We start from the raw sequence: 17,976 nt of genomic DNA, 5'->3' as shown, positions 1-17,976 counted from the left end.
GTGTTATTTGTGAAAAAGAGAGGCTGGTTGGTCATTGTCTTGACGATCATTATCGTGGTTGGGGCTGGCTGGTTCTGGCATTCGCATACCCCCGCTCCCAGGGGGCAGAACCAGGAACAGCTTAGCGTCCAAAAGCCTCGATATGTGGAGCGTAAGCATGTTAAGCTGGTAGCTTTAGGCGACTCGCTCACCCATGGTCAGGGCGACGAGACCAACAACGGCGGTTATGTTGGAATTATCAAGAAGAAGATTGAACATCGTTATAAGCGAACGACGGTGACAACTGTCAACTACGGGGTTAGCGGCGATCGATCAGACCAGATTCTAGCCCGGTTGAATAGCCAGAAGAAAATTCGTCAGGATCTTCGTCAGGCTAACGTAATCACGATGACAGTCGGGGGCAATGACCTGATGCAGAAATTGGAGCAGGATGCTACTGAATCACCCAAACAAATCGATGCTGATGTCAAGACCGCCAGCAAGACCTACCGAATCAAGCTTAATAAACTCTTTACAGCGGTCCGCAAACAAAATCCGCATGCCCCGATCTTTGTTATGAGTATCTACAATCCCTTTTACACCTACTTTCCAGATGTAACTACCATCAGTGACGCCATCGCTTATTGGAATCGGACAACTCAGCAGGTGATGGAGGGGTACCCACGGATGTACTTTGTGGACATTAATCATTTGATGTCGTATGGCCAGTATCGAACCAAGGCGGCTCGTCAGCAACTGGCAGCAAAGGAAAACAAGGTCAACCACGGCAAGGTCAGCCAGGCTCAGTCTATTCAGGTCATGGATAATAAAGATAAGAATTTAAACGATTATATTTCCACTGATGATAACTTCCACCCGAACCACACTGGCTATGAGCACATTGCTCGACAGCTATTCAAAGTAATGGTGCACCACCACAGTTGGGAATACGTAAAGAGGTAGAATAATAATGAGTAAGCTAGAGAAGAAGAGTATTAATATCTGGAAGTGGGCTTTCTTTGTCTTATTGGCGGCGATTATCATCAGTGGGGCGGTGGTGATTCATAAAGCTGCCGCGCCAGCACCGGCTCCCGAGGTCAGTCGATCGGCCACCGTTAGCAATACCTCACTGACGGTAGACCTAAACCGCAAACAGGTCAATGCCTTGTCGGCCAACTACTTGAACAAGTTTCTAAAGGGGCAGCAGGTTAAGTACCACTTCATGGTGGGCAAAAAGTACGCTACCTTGGTTGGTGACACCAAGTTTATGGGGATCAAGGTTCGCTTCGCCATCAACTTCATTCCGCAGATGACTAAGGAGGGCAACGTCTTACTTCGGGCTAAAGGGCTCTCAGTCGGCCAGCTGAACATTCCACTGCGTTTTGTGATGGGGTACATTGCTAAGAACTACAATATCCCAAAGTGGGTTTCAATCGACGCTAAGAAGAAGACGATTCTGCTCGACCTCAATCGTTACAGCAAGCACCGTTCGCTAAAGTATTCGGCTCAAGAGATCAACATGGCAGACGGACGCTTCCGCTTCCTGATCACCGTGCCAACTGACAACTAGGAGGAGATTAATAATGCGTGATAGTTTTTATCGTTTTCTGATGACCCAACGTAAGCCGACTAATGCCGACGAGGTGGAGCAGTTTGCTAACAACGCCTTTTTGGATAGCAGCTTTCCCAAGCAGTCAACCGATTTCGATGAGATTTCCAAGTACCTGGAGGAAAACGCCGAGTACCTGCCGTCAATGACCATCTTTGATTCGGCTTGGCAACGGTACTTAGACGCAATGAACTAAGGAGGTAGTGAGTTATGGCAGTGATTCAATGGTTTCCCGGCCACATGGCCAAGGCTCTACGGCAGATCCGGGAACAGATGCCACTGGTCGATATCGTGTTTGAACTGGTTGATGCCCGGGTTCCGTATTCTTCACAGAATCCGGAGGTTACCCTGGCTGCCGGTAGCAAGCCACGGCTCTTGATCATGACCAAGACCGACCTGGCCGACCCAGACCGGCTGGCCGAGTGGCTGCAGTTCTTTAAAGAGCAGGGGCAGCCGGTCCTTGCTCTTGACTCTCGTCAGCACAATGTGGCCAAACTAGTGACGGCCAAGAGCAAGGAGATCCTCCATGATAAGATTGTTGAGGAAGCGGCCAAGGGGCTTAAGAAGCGGCCAATCCGGGCGATGTGTGTCGGGGTGCCGAATGTCGGCAAATCAACTCTCCTCAACCATCTGGTAAAGCGTAACGTTGCCGTCACCGGTAACCGGCCAGGGGTTACAACCGGTCAGCAATGGCTACGGTCCTCTGCTGACCTGGAGCTACTGGATACCCCGGGGGTTCTCTGGCACAAGTTTGCCAGCGCCAAACAGGGCCAGATGCTGGCGTTGAGCGGGGCCATCAAAGATAGCCTCTACCCTAAGGACGACGTAGCCCTATTTGCACTCCGCTACTTGCGGGAACACCAGCCGGAGAAACTGGCTCAGCGTTACCGGCTAAGTGCTGCCGATATGGCAGAAGCGGTGCCCGACCCAGACCTGCTTCTGACCATCACTGAGAAGATGGGCTTTCGTGATGACTATGACAGGGCGAGTGAGCGGCTGATCTTTGACTTACGCAAGGGTAAGTTAGGACCAATCACGATGGAGGTACCGGGTGATTTGAACGCGGAGGGCATCAATGAGTGAGACTGTAAAACAGATCCAGAAACACCTCAGTCAACTGACTGATCGGGGTGACCCGTATGTTACTACTCTCCAGACAGATACACGCAAGGGCGTCCAGCAGGCGCTGACCCGGTTTTATCGGCGGATCGACCGGCTGAATGCGGTCCGTGCGGCTTTTCGCCGGCGCTTTCGTTACGAGGAAGCTCTCTGGAAGGACGGCTGTCGATATGTAGCAGGAATGGATGAGGTCGGCCGGGGCCCATTGGCCGGGCCAGTAGTGACTTGTGCCGTGATTTTGCAACCAGACTTTGACCTGGTTGAGGTGACTGATTCTAAGCAGCTGACCCGTCATGAACGTGAGCAATTGTATTTGAAGATCGTTAACAAGGCCGTGGAAGTTAGTATTGCCGTCAACGATCGGATAGCAATCGATCGGCTGAATATCTATGCAGCTACCCAGGATGCTATGATTCGGGCAGTGCAAAACCTTCACCACCGGCCAGACCACTTGATTGTTGACGCGGTACCGTTACAGCTCGATATCCCTCAGACAACCCTAATCAAGGGGGACCAGAAGAGTGTTAGTGTCGCCGCCGCCAGTATCGTTGCCAAAGAATATCGGGACCACCTGATGCGCGACTATGACCGGGTTTACCCAGGCTATGGTTTTGCAGAGAATATGGGTTATGGGACTCAGGAGCATTTGGCTGGGCTAGCTGCCCACGGGGCAACGCCGATTCACCGGCGGTCGTTTCGGCCGGTACAAGATTACTTAAATTAGTGTTTTTGGGTTAGAACCTCGTACTTAGTTAGTAGGAGGTTCTTTTTATGTTACAAGCACGTGATTTCTTACTACGATTAAGTCTCTGCCGCGGTCTTGGCCGAATTTCAAAAGTTCGATTATGGACCCGGGCGCAACAATTACGGTGTTTCAATGATCTATCGCGCCTGGTGGACGATTGTCAGCTCAGTCGGCGGTCCCAGACTGCCCTGCTGAACAACTGGACTAGCCCAGTATTAGATCAGGCTGTCCAGGTTAATCAAGACCAACCTCATATTACAATCGTCGACCCGGCTTACCCCGTATCGCTCAAGGAGATTTTTTGTCCGCCCTTGGTTCTTTTTTATGCCGGGGACCTGGCCCTGCTTCAGCGACCGCGGTTAGGAATCGTTGGGGCTCGGGATGCGTCTTCCTACGGGGTTGGCGTCCTGCGGGGGTTTATTCCTGAGATTGTCAAGCACCGGCTAGTGGTGGTCAGCGGTTTGGCACGGGGAATTGACGGGCTGAGTCATCGGATTACCCTGGAACACAGGGGGATGACCATCGGTGTGATTGGCTGCGGGATTGACCGGTGTTACCCAGCGGAGAACCAACAGCTGCAGGCGGCAGTGGCCAGTCGGGGACTGGTCCTGTCGGAATATGGTTGGGGCGAGCCGCCACTGGCTTATCATTTTCCCGAGCGTAACAGAGTTATTGCTGGACTGGTCCAGACTCTCCTGGTGGTGGAGGCCAAGCGGCGCAGTGGCAGCCTAATCACGGCCAACCTGGCCCTTGATGAAAATCGCAACGTCTGCGCTGTTCCGGGTCGGATCGATACCATCCGGTCACTGGGCTGTAACGAGTTGATTGCGGCTGGAGCCAAGCCAATCCTGCGGGCACAAGATATAATTGACGAATTTGCGTGATTGTGTCTTTTTGGGTTAATTTCTCAAAAAGGGCTTTTCTGATTTGACAGATAATGGTTAAATGGATTAATAATAGAAGAGAAATTAATCTAGAACGTGAGGAGCCTACTTTATGGCAACCAAAACAACGACAAGTAAGACAAAAAAGACTAGCCGTCGGAAGACCACCCGGCGCGCTAAACCAAGAAAAAACCTGGTAATCGTAGAATCACCATCGAAGGCGAAGACAATCGGTAAGTTTCTGGGACGGTCATACAAGGTCGTCGCCAGTCTGGGACACATCCGTGACCTACCCAAGAGCCGGATGGGGGTCGACGTTGAGAACAATTATCAACCCGATTATATCTCAATCCGGGGCAAAGGGGACGTCATCAAGGAACTGCGGAAGGATGCTAAGAACGCCAAGGCTATCTACCTGGCATCAGACCCCGACCGGGAGGGAGAGGCGATTGCCTGGCACGTTTCAAACATTCTAAAACTCGATGACCATCAGAAGAATCGGGTGACCTTCAATGAGATTACCAAGGATGCGGTCAAGGAGGCTTTCAAGGAACCCCGGACCATTAACATGGACTTGGTAGATGCCCAGCAGGCACGCCGGGTCTTGGATCGGCTGGTGGGGTATTCTATCAGTCCAATTCTCTGGAAGAAGGTCAAGAAGGGACTAAGTGCTGGACGGGTACAGTCGGTGGCCCTTAACTTGATTATCCAACGGGAGAATGAGATCAAGAAGTTCAAGCCAGAGGAATATTGGACGATCGACGCTGAGTTTACCCACGACCATGATCGTTTCCAGGCAAGTTTCTACGGTGAGGGTGGTAAGAAGTCTCGCTTACACAATAATGCTGATGTTCAGGCTATCTTGGGCAAATTGGATAAGCGGAAGAACTTTGCCATTACCAAAGTAGTACGCAAGGAGCGGAAGCGGCAGCCGCAGCCACCGTATACGACCTCAACCATGCAGCAGGATGCTAACCGCCGTCTGAACTTCCGGACTCGGAAAACCATGATGGCGGCGCAGATGCTCTATGAAGGAATTGACATCAAGCAGGGGGCACCGGTTGGCCTGATCACTTATATGCGGACGGACTCCACCCGGGTTGCCTCGATTGCCAAGCACGAAGCCTCTAAGTTTATCCACGAGCAGTACGGTGGTGAGTACGCCGCTATTAAGCCGGTGAAGGGAAAACTGCCTGAGGGAGCTCAAGACGCCCATGAGGCCATCCGGCCGACCTCCGTCTACCGGACTCCGGCAGCAATGAAGCAGTACCTTACCGGGGACCAATACAAGCTCTACAGCCTGATCTGGTCGCGGTTTGTGGCTAGTCAGATGACACCTCAAGTGGTAGACACGATGACGGTTGACCTCGAACAAAACGGGGTTGACTTCCGGGCCAACGGTTCCAAGGTTAAATTCCCCGGCTTTACCAAGGTTTACAAACGCGGTGAGGAAAAAGATAACCTCCTTCCTGACCTAAACGAGGGCGACACTGCTAAAATGGTCAATGATAATCCAGAACAGCACTTCACCCAGCCACCGGCTCGTTATACCGAAGCGGCTCTAATCAAGACCTTGGAGCAGAACGGGGTTGGCCGGCCATCAACCTATGCACCAACTCTAGACACGATCCAGCGGCGCTATTACGTCCGGCTGGTTTCCCGTCACTTTGAGCCAACTGAGCTTGGCGAGATCGTCAACCGGATCATTGAGCAGCAGTTTCCTGAGATTGTCAACGCCAAGTTTACTGCTGATGTCGAGGGTGAACTGGATCGGGTCGAGGAAGGCAAGCAAAACTGGATCAAGGTGGTTGACAGTTTCTACCAGCCATTCTCTAAGGAAGTCAAGGATGCTGAACAGCAGGTTGACAAGATCCAGATGCGTGATGAATTGGCTGGAATGGACTGTGACATCTGTGGGGCTCCAATGGTTATCAAGATGGGACGTTACGGTAAATTCTACGCCTGTTCACGTTTTCCAAAGTGTCGGAACACGAAAGCAATCGTTAAGGATACTGGGGTCACTTGTCCAAAGTGCCACCAGGGAACCGTGGTTGAACGCAAGTCCAAGAAAAACCGGGTATTCTACGGTTGTTCTCGCTATCCAGACTGTGACTTTGTCTCCTGGGACAAGCCGATTGGCCGCCAGTGTCCAAAGGATGGTCACTACCTAGTCGAAAAGAAAGTTAAGGGTGGCAAGCAGGTCGTTTGTCCAAACGGTGACTATCAAGAGGCTGTCCAGAAGTAAAAATAGTAAAAACCATCGGGCAAAGTTTACTAAAATTACCCGGTTGAAGTTATTGAAAGGGGTTTCCTAACCTGCTATGGTGGGGTTAGGAAATTTTTTACAGGTTAAATGATAATCGTTTGACAATGGAGGGACAACAATGATTACACTAACGAATGATCAATTGACGGTACAAGTTGATGAACTAGGGGCCCAGCTCCACAGCGTCAAACGTTGTGATAATTCCTACGAGTATCTCTGGCAAGGGGATCCAGACAGTTGGGGACGACAGGCCCCAATCCTGTTCCCCTTTGTGGGACGATTGAAGGATGACCAGTACACTTTTGCAGGCCATACCTACCACCAGACTCAGCACGGTTTTGCCCGGGATCGACGTTTTGCGGTAGTCAGCCAGGAGAATGATCGGGTCACTTTTGAGCAGCACGATGATGACCAGACTCGTCAGGTCTTTCCCTTTGCCTTTCGTCTGGGTGTAACGATGGCCTTGGTTGAAGATCGTCTACAGGTCACCTACACAGTCAAAAACCCCGCAACCGATCAGTCGCTGATTTACGCGATTGGTGCCCACCCTGGCTTTAACATGCCACTGACGGCAGGAACGAACTTTGACCAGGTCAAGCTAAGCGTCCAGCCAGCCGAGGAATATTCCCGGATTGTCTTGCACGGGCCTTACAACGATTCCAATCACCCGCAATTGATTGATATGCACCAGCCATTAACGTTCAGTCACGAGACTTTCAAGAACGATGCGGTGATTTTCAAGACAGCGGGTAGTGATTTTGCGGCTACCTTGACCGATCCCGCTGGTGAGCATGGGGTGACGGTGACCAGCGTGGGAACGCAGTATGTGGGGGTCTGGTCAGCTTATCCGGCCCGGGCTAACTTTGTCTGTGTCGAGCCATGGTGGGGGATTGCTGATAACGTAAATGCCGATGGTCAGCTCCTCCACAAGCAGGATATGCATCGACTGGCTCCGGGACAGGTAGCCCAGTACCGGTTCAGCATTCGGCCGTTTTAAAATTTCCAACATAAATGAAATGCAACAGCACAGTACACGAAGAGGCCTCCAGCGTTCAGATTTTCCGAACACTGGAGGCCTCTTTGAACTCCCTTATTTACTTTTGGTGACGCTGGCGGAGGTAGTGGCCAAGGCCAAAGCCGACCATTGACTCCTTACCGGCAAAGATGCGTTTAATGTTGCTTCGATGGCGGTTAATGACCACGACCGTCAAGATCCCGGCCACTAGGGAAAGAATCCAGTCATGTTCGCACAGGGCGATGATGAAAATAGCGCTGATTCCAATAATGCTGGCCATACTGGCCATGCTAGTCAATAGCAGGGTAGTAATGAAGATTAGGCAGGCAACCCCAAACAAGGGTGGGTTGTAGGCTAACAAGATCCCGGCGCTGGTCGCCACCGCCTTTCCACCATGAAAGTGATCAAAGATTGAGACGGTGTGGCCTAGTGAGGCAAAGATTCCAATCAAGAGCGGGTTGATGCTGGCACTAACTCCCCAGAAGTAGGGCTGGGATGCGGCTAGGGTTCCCTTCAGAACATCCATAAAGAGAACCACCACACCGGCCTTGGGCCCCAGGGTACGGAAGGTATTGGTGGTGCCAATGTTACCGCTGCCCAACTGACGGATATCCTGGTGGTAAAAGATTTTACCGATCCAGAGTCCCGAGGGAATAGACCCTAATAGGTAAGCGACGATAATCATGACAATTACTTTAAATATCATTTATTTTACTCCTCGTTATCAATGCATTATTGCTCATCAAGAATAGCATGAAACCGTGTCATTCGCCACTCGGATTTAAAACTGGTAGCGAATTAAAATTTGCGAAATGGTCTCATTTTGAGTATCATTCATATTGTGTCTACCTTGTCAATTTGTCGGATAATGAAAAGGGTTTGCGTTCGGCAGGTGGCAATGATAAAATATTTTTATCGAACATACGTTTAGTACGTTATAATTATTTTATGGGAGGTCATTTTGTGACCACGAAAAAAGTAAAATATGATGATTCATCAATTCAGGTCTTGAAGGGCCTAGAGGCGGTGCGAAAGCGTCCTGGGATGTACATCGGCTCGACCGATGCCCGTGGGTTGCACCATCTGGTGTACGAAATTGTCGATAACGCGGTCGATGAGGCCTTGTCCGGCTACGGAGAGGAGATCAGCGTCACCATCGAGCCTGACAATGCGATCACGGTTCAGGACCACGGTCGGGGAATGCCAGTTGGGATGCATGCGTCCGGGAAACCTACTCCAGAGGTGATCATGACGGTCCTGCACGCTGGTGGAAAGTTTGGACAGTCTGACGGTTATAAGACTTCCGGCGGTTTGCACGGGGTTGGGGCCTCAGTTGTCAACGCCCTGTCAACCCACCTGACATTAACGATTGTTCGGGATCACCAGCGTTACCAGGAAATTTTTAAGGATGGCGGCCAACCGGTTGGTACCTTAAAAAAACTTGGCAAGACCCGGGATGGTAACGGGACCACGGTTTCCTTCAAACCAGACCCGGCGATTTTCACTACAACCGTCTACGACTATAACACCCTGGCCAACCGCCTGCGTGAATCGGCCTTTCTGTTAAAGGGAATCAAGATTGTTCTTACCGATAAGCGGCCCGGTCAGGAGAAACAGGATGTTTTCCAGTACAAGGATGGAATTCAGGAATTTGTTTCTTACCTCAACGAAGGCAAGGACACCCTGGGGAAGATCCTTTACTTTGACGGCAAACAGGATGGGGTCGAGGTCGAAGTGGCTGCTCAGTACAACGACGGCTACTCAGAGAATCTCCTCTCCTTCGTCAACAACGTTCGAACACCGGATGGCGGGACTCATGAGGCTGGATTCCGCAGTGCTTGGACCAAGACCTTTAACGAATATGCCAAGAAGGTTGGACTTCTCAAGAACAATGACAAGAACCTGGAGGGGAGCGACGTCCGTGAAGGCTTAACCGCGGTCATCTCCGTGCGGATTCCCGAACGGCTCCTTCAATTTGAGGGCCAGACCAAGGATAAGCTCGGTACTCCGGAAGCCCGTAAGATCGTTGATGGAATTGTCAGTGAGCAGCTCAACTACGCCTTGATGGAAAATGGCGACTTTGCCCAGATGCTGATCCGTAAGTCTTTGAAGGCCCGCGAAGCCCGTGAGGCTGCCCGTAAGGCCCGCAACCAGGCTCGCGGTGGCAAGCGTAGGAGCAAGAAGGAACGAAACTTCTCCGGTAAGCTGACTCCGGCTCAGTCTAAGAACGCCAATAAAAACGAACTCTTCTTAGTCGAGGGTGACTCGGCCGGTGGTTCTGCCAAGCAGGGACGGGACCGTAAATACCAGGCCATCCTTCCATTGCGGGGAAAGGTTCTCAACACCGAGAAGGCCAAGCTGGATGATGTTTTGAAAAACGAAGAATTAAACACGATCATCTATACGGTCGGCGCCGGTGCCGGATCGGAGTTTAACGTTGAGGACTCTAACTACGACAAAATTATTATCATGACCGATGCTGATGACGATGGGGCTCACATCCAGATCTTGCTTTTGACCTTCTTCTATAAGTACATGCGGCCGATGATCGAGGCTGGCAAGATTTACATTGCCTTGCCACCCCTCTACCGTCTCCAACAGGGGCGGGGAGCCAAGACAAAGATTACCTATGCCTGGACAAACGCCGAGCTGACCAAGCTGACTAAGCAGATGGGCAAGGGAGCCCAGCTCCAGCGTTTCAAGGGGCTTGGTGAAATGAATGCTGACCAGCTATGGGAGACTACCATGAACCCAGACACCCGGACACTGATCCGAGTGCGGATCGCAGATGCTGAGCTAGCCGAACGCCGGGTCACCACCCTGATGGGAAATAAGGTTGAACCGCGGCGGGACTGGATCGAACAAAATGTTCAGTTCACCTTAAGCGATGATCAGGAATCTGACAAGCTGGTCGAGAGCAAGGGACAGCTGAGTGCTAAGTAGGCCTAGCAGTAATGAGACTGAGATATTACCCGGTCTCTTTCTTTTTTATGAAACGAATAGAAAGGATGCGTTTTGGTGAAGAGTGCTAAAATTGAGACCATGTCACTCGAACAGATCATGGGTGACCGTTTTGGTCGGTATTCAAAATCAATCATTCAGGAGCGGGCCCTGCCTGATATTCGGGATGGTCTAAAACCCGTTCAACGACGGATTCTGTTTGCCATGAATAAAGATGGCAATACTTACGATAAGGGCTTTCGAAAGTCCGCTAAATCTGTCGGGAATGTCATGGGTAACTTCCACCCCCACGGGGACAGTTCAATTTACGAGGCCCTAGTCCGGCTCAGCCAGGACTGGAAACTGCGCGAGCCCTTGGTTGAAATGCACGGAAATAACGGGTCAATGGATGGGGACCCGGCTGCGGCCATGCGGTATACCGAGGCCCGCTTGAGCAAGATTGCTGGATTGATGCTTGAGGATATCGACAAAGATACCGTCGAAATGACTTTGAATTTCGATGATACAGAGAAAGAACCAACTGTCTTGCCGTCCCGGATTCCTAACCTCCTGGTTAACGGCGCCACGGGGATTTCCGCCGGGTATGCTACCGAGATCCCAACCCATAATTTAGCAGAGGTCCTGGACGCCTTGATCTACCTGATCAGTCATCCTGATGCCAGCCTGGATAAGCTGATGGAGTTCATTCCGGGCCCAGACTTTCCGACTGGTGGGATTGTTCAAGGGGCAGACGGGATCAAGAAGGCTTACCAGACGGGGCGCGGCCGGATCGTTGTGCGGGCCAAGACTGCCATTGAGACCCTGCGTGGTGGCCGTCAGCAGATCAACGTTACCGAGATTCCCTACGAAGTCAATAAGGCTCAGCTGGTCAAGCGGATTAACGACCTCCGCCTAGCTAAGAAGGTTGAAGGGATCGTTGAGGCCCGGGACGAGACCGACCGGAGCGGGCTGCGGATTGCTATTGAGCTTAAGCGGGGTGCCAACGCCCAGGGCGTTCTCAACTACCTATTGAAGAATACTGATCTGCAGATTAACTACAACTTCAATATGGTGGCCATCGATGACCAACGTCCAATGCGGGTAGGCCTGAAGCATATTTTGACCTCCTACCTTGCCTTTCAAAAGCAAGTAATCCGGCGGCGAACCCAATATAACCTGGCCAAGGCGCAGCATCGCCTTCACATCGTCGAGGGTTTGATCAAGGCCCTATCGATCCTTGATGCGGTTATCAAGACGATCCGCGCCAGCAAGAACCGTAAAGATGCCAAGCAAAACCTGGTCGACCAGTACCAGTTCACTCCGGAGCAGGCTGAGGCCATTGTTACTCTCCAGCTCTATCGGCTAACCAATACCGATGTTACCGAGCTAAAAGACGAACAGGCCAAGCTGAACAAGCAGATCGATGAGTTCCAACTGATCTTAAATGATGACCAGGAACTGGCCACGGTCCTGCGCAAGGAAATGCGGACGATTAAGAAAGCGTTTAGTAACCCACGGCGGACTAAGATCGAGGATCAAGTGGAAAAGCTTGAGGTTGACACCAAGGTCACGGTAGCTAAGGAGGACGTGGTTGTCCTGGTCTCCCATGCGGGCTACATCAAGCGGAGTAGTTTGCGCTCGTTCAAGGCTTCGGCCCTGGATGAGAATGGCTTGCGCGAGGATGATTACCCGCTCTTGATCCAGCAGACCACCACCCTAGCTCACCTATTCATGTTTACTAATCTTGGCCATGTCATCTATCGGCCAGTCCATGAGATCACCGATGCCCGCTGGAAGGACACTGGAGAGCATATTTCTCAGACAATCGGCCTGGCAGATGACGAAGAAATTATCACGGCCATGCTGTTCGACCGTCTGGACCTGCCAGGGACCTTCTTGATGGGGACCAGTGATGGTCAGGTTAAGCAATCGGCCTTCACCGACTATCAACCGGGTTCTCGATACCGGAGCCATGCCAGTGTAGCCATTAAGCTGAAGAACCCGTCGGCCCGATTGGTTAGTGTCGATTACTATGAACCGGCTGATAAGAATCAATCCCTGCTAGCAATCAGCCGGGATGGTTACGCCGTACGTTTTGACGTGGCCGATGTTCCGGTTACTGGGATTCGAACGGCCGGGGTTCGGGCCATCAACCTGAAGGACGATGACATGATGGTCAACCTAGCCCTGGTCACTGATGGTCAGCGGATCGCCACCATTACCCAGCGGGGAGCCTTCAAGGAAATGCCACTGGACGAGATTACGGTCGGTGCCCGTTCTCGACGGGGTGAGCTGGTTCTCCATCGACTGAAACGCAATCCACACCAGATTGCTGATTTTCTGACCTACGACGCGGACTTTGCCGGCAACTTTGAAGTGATTACCGATCGACCGATGTTCCAAGATATTGCAGTCGGTGACCACCACCTAGGATCGATTAAATCGAACGGCACTTTTGTTATCGACACCGATACTCAGGGAACCCCGGTTAAGATCCAACTCAAGAAGACCGGTATCTTACAGGAGTCGACCAGTGAGGCCTGAGAAGCCGGCTACTGAATAACCGCGATAATTGCGGGGACGAAACGAGGGATAAGGATGCAACAAGAAGGTGGGCAGGTCTTACACCTGCCCCGGTACACGTCATTGCCTACAGTGGGGTTGTACTTAGAGCAGGTGGTTGATTACCTGAATAATCAGCTAGCCCCGCTGGGAGACGTACGGCTGACTAGTGCAATGGTCAGCAACTACGTCAAACACCACCTGATTGACCGACCAGTTAGGAAGCTATACGGGCGTGAACAATTGGCGGACCTAGCCTTCATTGCGGTGGCCAAGAATGTCCTGCCACTGGCAGACTTGCGGGTAGCCATCAGGATCCAGCAGAATAGCCGCTTTACCCGGGCCAGTGCTTATGACAGCTTTTGCCAGGAACTAGAATCGGCGGTGCAGGCGGCCTTTACTGGCCAGCCGCTAGCCGTCCCGGTCGTGCGGACCACTGCCCAGCAAATGCTACGTCAGCTTGCCCTGGCGGTGGCGTACAAGGCCAGTGTCGATCGTTTCTTTGCTACCATCCACGAAACGCAAGACTGAGGGGGAAGGACAATGGCATATATCAAGGAAATTCGGAAACTGGTGGGTCACCGACCACTAATCTTAACCAGTGCGTCTGGAGCCCTGTTAAACGAGCATGGGGAAGTCCTGCTCCAGGAACGGGCCGATACCGGTGACTGGAGCTTTCCCGGTGGTTACATGGAGTTTGGAGCGACCTTTGCCGAGACGGTGGTTCGTGAATTTAAAGAGGATGCCGGGATCGTCGTCCGTCCCCAGAAAATGTTGGGGATGTTTGACCATGATACCTATACTTACCCAAATGGGGATACGGTGCAGCCGGTCAACGCCTTTTACCTGGTTACCCAAGTTGACAGCCGTCAATACCCAACCAAGCCTAGTGAAACGGTGACGACCCGTTACTTTAACCTGAGGAAACCAGCACCGCGCTTCTTCAACCATCAGCACGTTGAAATGTGGACGGTCCTGCAAGAATATCTGGCGAACCACTAGAAAGCCATGCACGTTTGGCATTATCATGATAAAATGACTATTAGAGACTGGTTCACGCACGGAATGGATCGGTGCAAAATGTGAACAAACAGGAGGAATCTTTTATGGAAAAAGAGTTAGTTTTTGGACACCAAAAGCCGGATACTGATGCCATTACCGCGGCAATGGCGTTCTCATACTTCCAAAATCAATTGGGTTACGAGACCGAGGCGGTAGCTCTGGGCGAACCAAACGACGAAACTAAGTTTGCTTTAGACAAGTTTGGCATGCAGGCACCTCGTGTGGTTAAGACTGTTGCCAACGAGGTCAGCAAGGTTATGCTGGTTGACCACAACGAACCACAGCAGAGTGTCAGTGACATCGACAAGGTTACGGTGACCCACCTGGTTGATCACCACCGTCTGGCCAACTTCAACACGGCCCAGCCACTGTGGGCAACCCTGCGCCCATACGGTTGTGTCAGCACGATCCTGACGGAAATGTTCCAAGAGAAGCATATCAACATTCCGGCAGACCTGGCTGGAATGATGCTTTCCGCCATCATCTCCGACACCCTGCTGCTTAACTCTCCAACGACGACTGATCATGATCGGGAAGCTGTCAAGTACCTGGCTAAGGTGGCCGGCGTGGATGACTACAAGAAGTATGGTGTTGAAATGCTGAAGGCCGGGGCCAACGTTGATGCTAAGGACGATGCTACTATCGTTGACGGTGACGCAAAGACCTTCGAGCTTGGTGGCACCAAGATGCGGATCGGTCAGGTCAACGCTGTGGAGCTGGATGACGTCTTCAAGCGTCAGGACGACCTGGAGAAGAAGATGCACGAACTGATGGATGCTAATGGTTACCAACTCTTCATTCTGATCGCTACTAACATCTTAAACAGTGACTCTGAACTATTGGTAGTCGGTGACGACACGGATAAGGTTGAGGAAGCATTCGGTCATAAGCTTGGTGACAACAAGCGGATGAACCTGCCAGGAGTTGTTTCCCGGAAGAAGCAGGTTGTTCCACCATTGACTAAGGCCTTTGAAGGCTAATCGTTTACCAATTAAGTGGTCTGAGTTTAGCTCTGACCGCTTTTTTATTTGAAAAATTTGTGGAGAGTCTATTAAATGACTACAATAAGGGTAGTTATATAGTTGATGAATAAAAAGGAGATCTTAGCATGGCATGTACAACAATCCTGGCCGGAAAAATGGCTACCGCGGACGGCTCGACGCTGGTGGCCCGTAACGAAGACTTCGGTCACGCCTATAATCCAAAGCGTTTTATTGTGGTTGAACCGGACCAGCAACCACGTAAGTATCAATCAGTGACTAACAAGGCGACGTTTACACTGCCGGCCAACCCAATGCGTTACACGGCGGTCCCGGAGATTCCGTCTGTGGCCAAGAAAATGGGCATCTGGGGTGAAGCCGGCATCAATGCTGCTAACGTTACCATGTCGGCAACCGAGACCAGCACGACCAATTCACGGGTGCTGGGGATCGACCCGCTGGTCAAGCAGGGAGTCGGCGAAGAGGATCTGGTGACCCTAGTCCTGCCATACATCCATTCGGCTAGAGAAGGGGTCCAGCTACTGGGTAAGTACCTTGCCAAGTATGGAACCTACGAATCCAATGGGGTGGCCTTTTCGGATAAAGACGAGGTCTGGTATATGGAAACTATCGGTGGTCACCACTGGGTTGCTCAGCGGGTCCCTGACGACTGCTACGTGGTGGCCCCAAACTGGTTTGCGGTGACCAACTTTGACTTCCGATCCCCAGATACAATGGCATCCAGTGATCTGGAGCAGTTAATTCGTGATCACCACTTGAACGTTGACGGTGGCGATAGTTATAATCTCCGTCACATTTTCGGTAGTCACAACGATTCTGATTACCGTTATAATATCCCGCGGCAGTGGTACGTCCAGCGCCTCTTCAACCCGGGTGCGCATGGTGACGTTGACGATCCGGACATGCCATTTGCTCGTCGGCCGGAACACCTGCTGACAATTGAGGACATCAAATACGCCCTGAGTTCGCATTACCAGCACACGCCGTATGACCCTTACAGTGACCTTGGAACGCCGGCTCAACAGCACGCTTTCCGGCCGATTGGTCTCCAGCGAAACTCTGAGGTCCACATCCTTCAGATTAGGTCTGATGTTCCCGAGAAGCTAGCGGGGATCTGCTGGTTGGCGTTTGGCCCCAACGCCTACAATGCCCTGGCGCCATTTTACACGAACGTCACCGATACCCCGGCAGCTTACCGGGATACCAAGGAGCACTTCGACATTAACAATATGTACTGGATGACTCACGCTCTGGCTACAATCGGCGATGAGCATCCGAAGCGCTACGAGGCAGCCATTGAGGATATGAAGCAGAACACCATTGCAGCTGGGCGCCATATCCTGCTGACCACTGATACAGCAGTCAGTGATCTTGATGGTGATGATCTCCAGGCCAAACTGATGACAGCTAATGATCAAATTGCTCAGCGGGCCTATACGTTAGCGATGAAGTGTCTGGGGTCAATGGTCGAGACGGGTTCCCTACAGATCAGGCTAAACTTCTGAATACGAAACTAAATTTTGTATAGCAATTGTCAGGAGGACTTGGTTCTTGGCAATTAATAAGTATAATTATGTTGTAGGAGGGGATGCAGAATGTCATTAATGCAAAATACGTCAGACATCAACAAGACTGGCAAGCAGGTCTACTTGGTAACACTGATTAAGGAGAGCACCGATCAACCGATGTACCTTGATCAGATGGTCTACAAGTCCGCTGCTGCAGGCCAGAAGTTTATGGCTAACCTGACGGACGCCTTTGTTCGAGCCGGTTACCGTAAACAACAGGTTGATGCCGACCACTACAAGTTGAGCAACGGTCTCGATAAGATTTCTTTGACAGGCAAGCAACAGGATATCTTTGAGGACTAAATTGAATTTAGCCATCCCACAGTTGCTGTGAGGTGGCTTTTTGATTATGATGAAAATTTTCCTTGCAATTTATCCATAAATAATGCATAATAATACTCAATTTAGCAGATACAATTAATTCCAATTGAATACTGTTAAGATAACTTGATTACGTAATAAGATCGTCCGCCAGTTTGGGTGGGCGATTTTTTATCAAAATATCTGGATACTACTTGCATCCTAGCGATGACGTAGTAAAATGGTAACTGTGGATCAGCAATACTGTCCACTAAGCAAAATTACAATTTAAAGAACCGTATTATGAAAGTTTTATTATAAAGTGCGTTATCCAAACGCGATAGAGGTTCTAATAGCAAATTTACATGTTGGGGTTAGTGTACCCAATTTTGTTATACGTGTTTGCTAAATGAACCTTTTAACTGATAAAGCTCTCATAATACGGCTTTTTTGTGTAATTTTGCTTTTTTTATTGTCGCTAACTGTTTCTTAGGGGGAAAATGATGACCAAACCAAAGATTTCTAAGTTAATTCTAAATTCCGAAAACTTTGAGTCCTTTACCATCCCAGTGAAGGCGATCGATGAACTTCAGATTGACGGTATCACCAGCAATGTCACGGTTGATCAGGATGGACAATTGCAACGGTCACATGCCTGTCATTACCTTGTTTTACAGGCTCGACTGGACTACCTTCATCGCTTGCCGACCGATGGATTTAACGGTGAAGGTAAACGTTTGATGTTAGATGAGCGGCTTGCCACCATGCCGGACCTGGTCGACGTTGACCTGGTGGACACCAAGGGACGGGTGACCACGATTAGCCTTCCCTGGCGTGACGGGGATAGCTGGGACATCAACGCGGCTATCAAGACCGAAACCAAGGATGACCTGCTTTTGATGACTGTTGAGTAGACTTCATTTAGT

The 17,976-nt window shown here is 50.9% G+C and carries 16 protein-coding genes and 2 pseudogenes; 16 read left to right on the top strand and 2 right to left on the bottom strand.

What is annotated here, in order from left to right; translation table 11 throughout:
• Nucleotides 1-9: 9 nt before the first annotated feature.
• The 6 genes and pseudogenes from CK797_RS05480 to dprA all read left to right on the top strand — a co-directional run.
• On the top strand, nt 10-942 hold the full coding sequence (locus CK797_RS05480) for an SGNH/GDSL hydrolase family protein (protein ID WP_104688752.1): 933 nt from the start codon (nt 10-12) through the stop codon (nt 940-942).
• A 7-nt stretch (nt 943-949) separates the two neighbouring features.
• On the top strand, nt 950-1,549 hold the full coding sequence (locus tag CK797_RS05475) for a YpmS family protein (protein ID WP_104688751.1): 600 nt from the start codon (nt 950-952) through the stop codon (nt 1,547-1,549).
• 13 nt (nt 1,550-1,562) lie between these two features.
• Nucleotides 1,563-1,784 carry a YozE family protein gene (locus CK797_RS05470; protein ID WP_181049528.1) on the top strand — a complete coding sequence of 74 codons (222 nt, stop codon included), beginning with the start codon at nt 1,563-1,565 and terminating at the stop codon, nt 1,782-1,784.
• A 14-nt stretch (nt 1,785-1,798) separates the two neighbouring features.
• The gene (gene ylqF, locus CK797_RS05465) at nt 1,799-2,671 is read left to right on the top strand and encodes a ribosome biogenesis GTPase YlqF (RefSeq protein ID WP_104688749.1); all 873 of its coding nucleotides are present in this window, start codon (nt 1,799-1,801) and stop codon (nt 2,669-2,671) included.
• Complete coding sequence (locus CK797_RS05460; RefSeq protein ID WP_104688748.1) at nt 2,664-3,431, top strand: ribonuclease HII; 768 nt, start codon at nt 2,664-2,666, stop codon at nt 3,429-3,431. Before ylqF ends, CK797_RS05460 begins: the two co-directional genes overlap by 8 nt.
• 47 nt (nt 3,432-3,478) lie before the next feature.
• Nucleotides 3,479-4,330: pseudogene (gene dprA / locus CK797_RS05455) on the top strand (DNA-processing protein DprA); the annotation flags it as partial.
• Here the strand turns inward: dprA and CK797_RS09240 are convergent.
• Nucleotides 4,248-4,421 (bottom strand): annotated as a pseudogene (locus CK797_RS09240) (hypothetical protein); the annotation flags it as partial. The pseudogenes dprA and CK797_RS09240 overlap by 83 nt on opposite strands.
• Nucleotides 4,422-4,448: 27 nt before the next feature.
• On the opposite strand from CK797_RS09240, the gene topA reads away from it, so the two are divergent.
• Together topA and CK797_RS05445 are read left to right on the top strand one after the other, a co-directional pair.
• A complete protein-coding gene (topA, locus tag CK797_RS05450) occupies nt 4,449-6,581 on the top strand; it encodes a type I DNA topoisomerase (RefSeq protein WP_104688746.1) in 2,133 nt (710 codons plus the stop codon).
• Between the two features lie 139 nt (nt 6,582-6,720).
• On the top strand, nt 6,721-7,599 hold the full coding sequence (locus CK797_RS05445) for an aldose 1-epimerase family protein (RefSeq protein ID WP_104688745.1): 879 nt from the start codon (nt 6,721-6,723) through the stop codon (nt 7,597-7,599).
• Between the two features lie 97 nt (nt 7,600-7,696).
• On the opposite strand, the gene plsY is transcribed toward CK797_RS05445, so the two are convergent.
• On the bottom strand, nt 7,697-8,323 hold the full coding sequence (gene plsY / locus CK797_RS05440) for a glycerol-3-phosphate 1-O-acyltransferase PlsY (RefSeq protein ID WP_104688744.1): 627 nt from the start codon (nt 8,321-8,323) through the stop codon (nt 7,697-7,699).
• A 242-nt stretch (nt 8,324-8,565) separates the two neighbouring features.
• On the opposite strand from plsY, the gene parE reads away from it, so the two are divergent.
• The 8 genes from parE to CK797_RS05400 all read left to right on the top strand — a co-directional run bounded on the left by parE (nt 8,566) and on the right by CK797_RS05400 (nt 17,964).
• Nucleotides 8,566-10,560, top strand: coding sequence for a DNA topoisomerase IV subunit B (gene parE / locus CK797_RS05435; RefSeq protein ID WP_181049527.1), 1,995 nt, complete (start codon nt 8,566-8,568; stop codon nt 10,558-10,560).
• A 75-nt stretch (nt 10,561-10,635) separates the two neighbouring features.
• A complete protein-coding gene (gene parC / locus CK797_RS05430; protein WP_104688742.1) occupies nt 10,636-13,101 on the top strand; it encodes a DNA topoisomerase IV subunit A in 2,466 nt (821 codons plus the stop codon).
• Between the two features lie 54 nt (nt 13,102-13,155).
• Nucleotides 13,156-13,650 carry a DUF1836 domain-containing protein gene (locus CK797_RS05425; protein ID WP_104688741.1) on the top strand — a complete coding sequence of 165 codons (495 nt, stop codon included), beginning with the start codon at nt 13,156-13,158 and terminating at the stop codon, nt 13,648-13,650.
• Between the two features lie 12 nt (nt 13,651-13,662).
• Nucleotides 13,663-14,121, top strand: coding sequence for an NUDIX hydrolase (locus tag CK797_RS05420; protein ID WP_104688740.1), 459 nt, complete (start codon nt 13,663-13,665; stop codon nt 14,119-14,121).
• A 104-nt stretch (nt 14,122-14,225) separates the two neighbouring features.
• On the top strand, nt 14,226-15,161 hold the full coding sequence (locus tag CK797_RS05415; protein ID WP_104688739.1) for a manganese-dependent inorganic pyrophosphatase: 936 nt from the start codon (nt 14,226-14,228) through the stop codon (nt 15,159-15,161).
• A 128-nt stretch (nt 15,162-15,289) separates the two neighbouring features.
• On the top strand, nt 15,290-16,687 hold the full coding sequence (locus tag CK797_RS05410; protein ID WP_104688738.1) for a C69 family dipeptidase: 1,398 nt from the start codon (nt 15,290-15,292) through the stop codon (nt 16,685-16,687).
• A 90-nt stretch (nt 16,688-16,777) separates the two neighbouring features.
• Nucleotides 16,778-17,053, top strand: coding sequence for a hypothetical protein (locus CK797_RS05405; protein ID WP_104688737.1), 276 nt, complete (start codon nt 16,778-16,780; stop codon nt 17,051-17,053).
• Nucleotides 17,054-17,553: 500 nt separating this feature from the next.
• Nucleotides 17,554-17,964 carry a hypothetical protein gene (locus CK797_RS05400; RefSeq protein ID WP_104688736.1) on the top strand — a complete coding sequence of 137 codons (411 nt, stop codon included), beginning with the start codon at nt 17,554-17,556 and terminating at the stop codon, nt 17,962-17,964.
• Nucleotides 17,965-17,976: the final 12 nt, after the last annotated feature.

Origin of the sequence: Limosilactobacillus pontis, assembly GCF_002940945.1 — a bacterium.
Lineage (GTDB): Bacteria > Bacillota > Bacilli > Lactobacillales > Lactobacillaceae > Limosilactobacillus > Limosilactobacillus pontis_A.
Note: the sequence above shows the minus strand (reverse complement) of the source record. Positions and strands in the feature narration are given on the sequence as shown.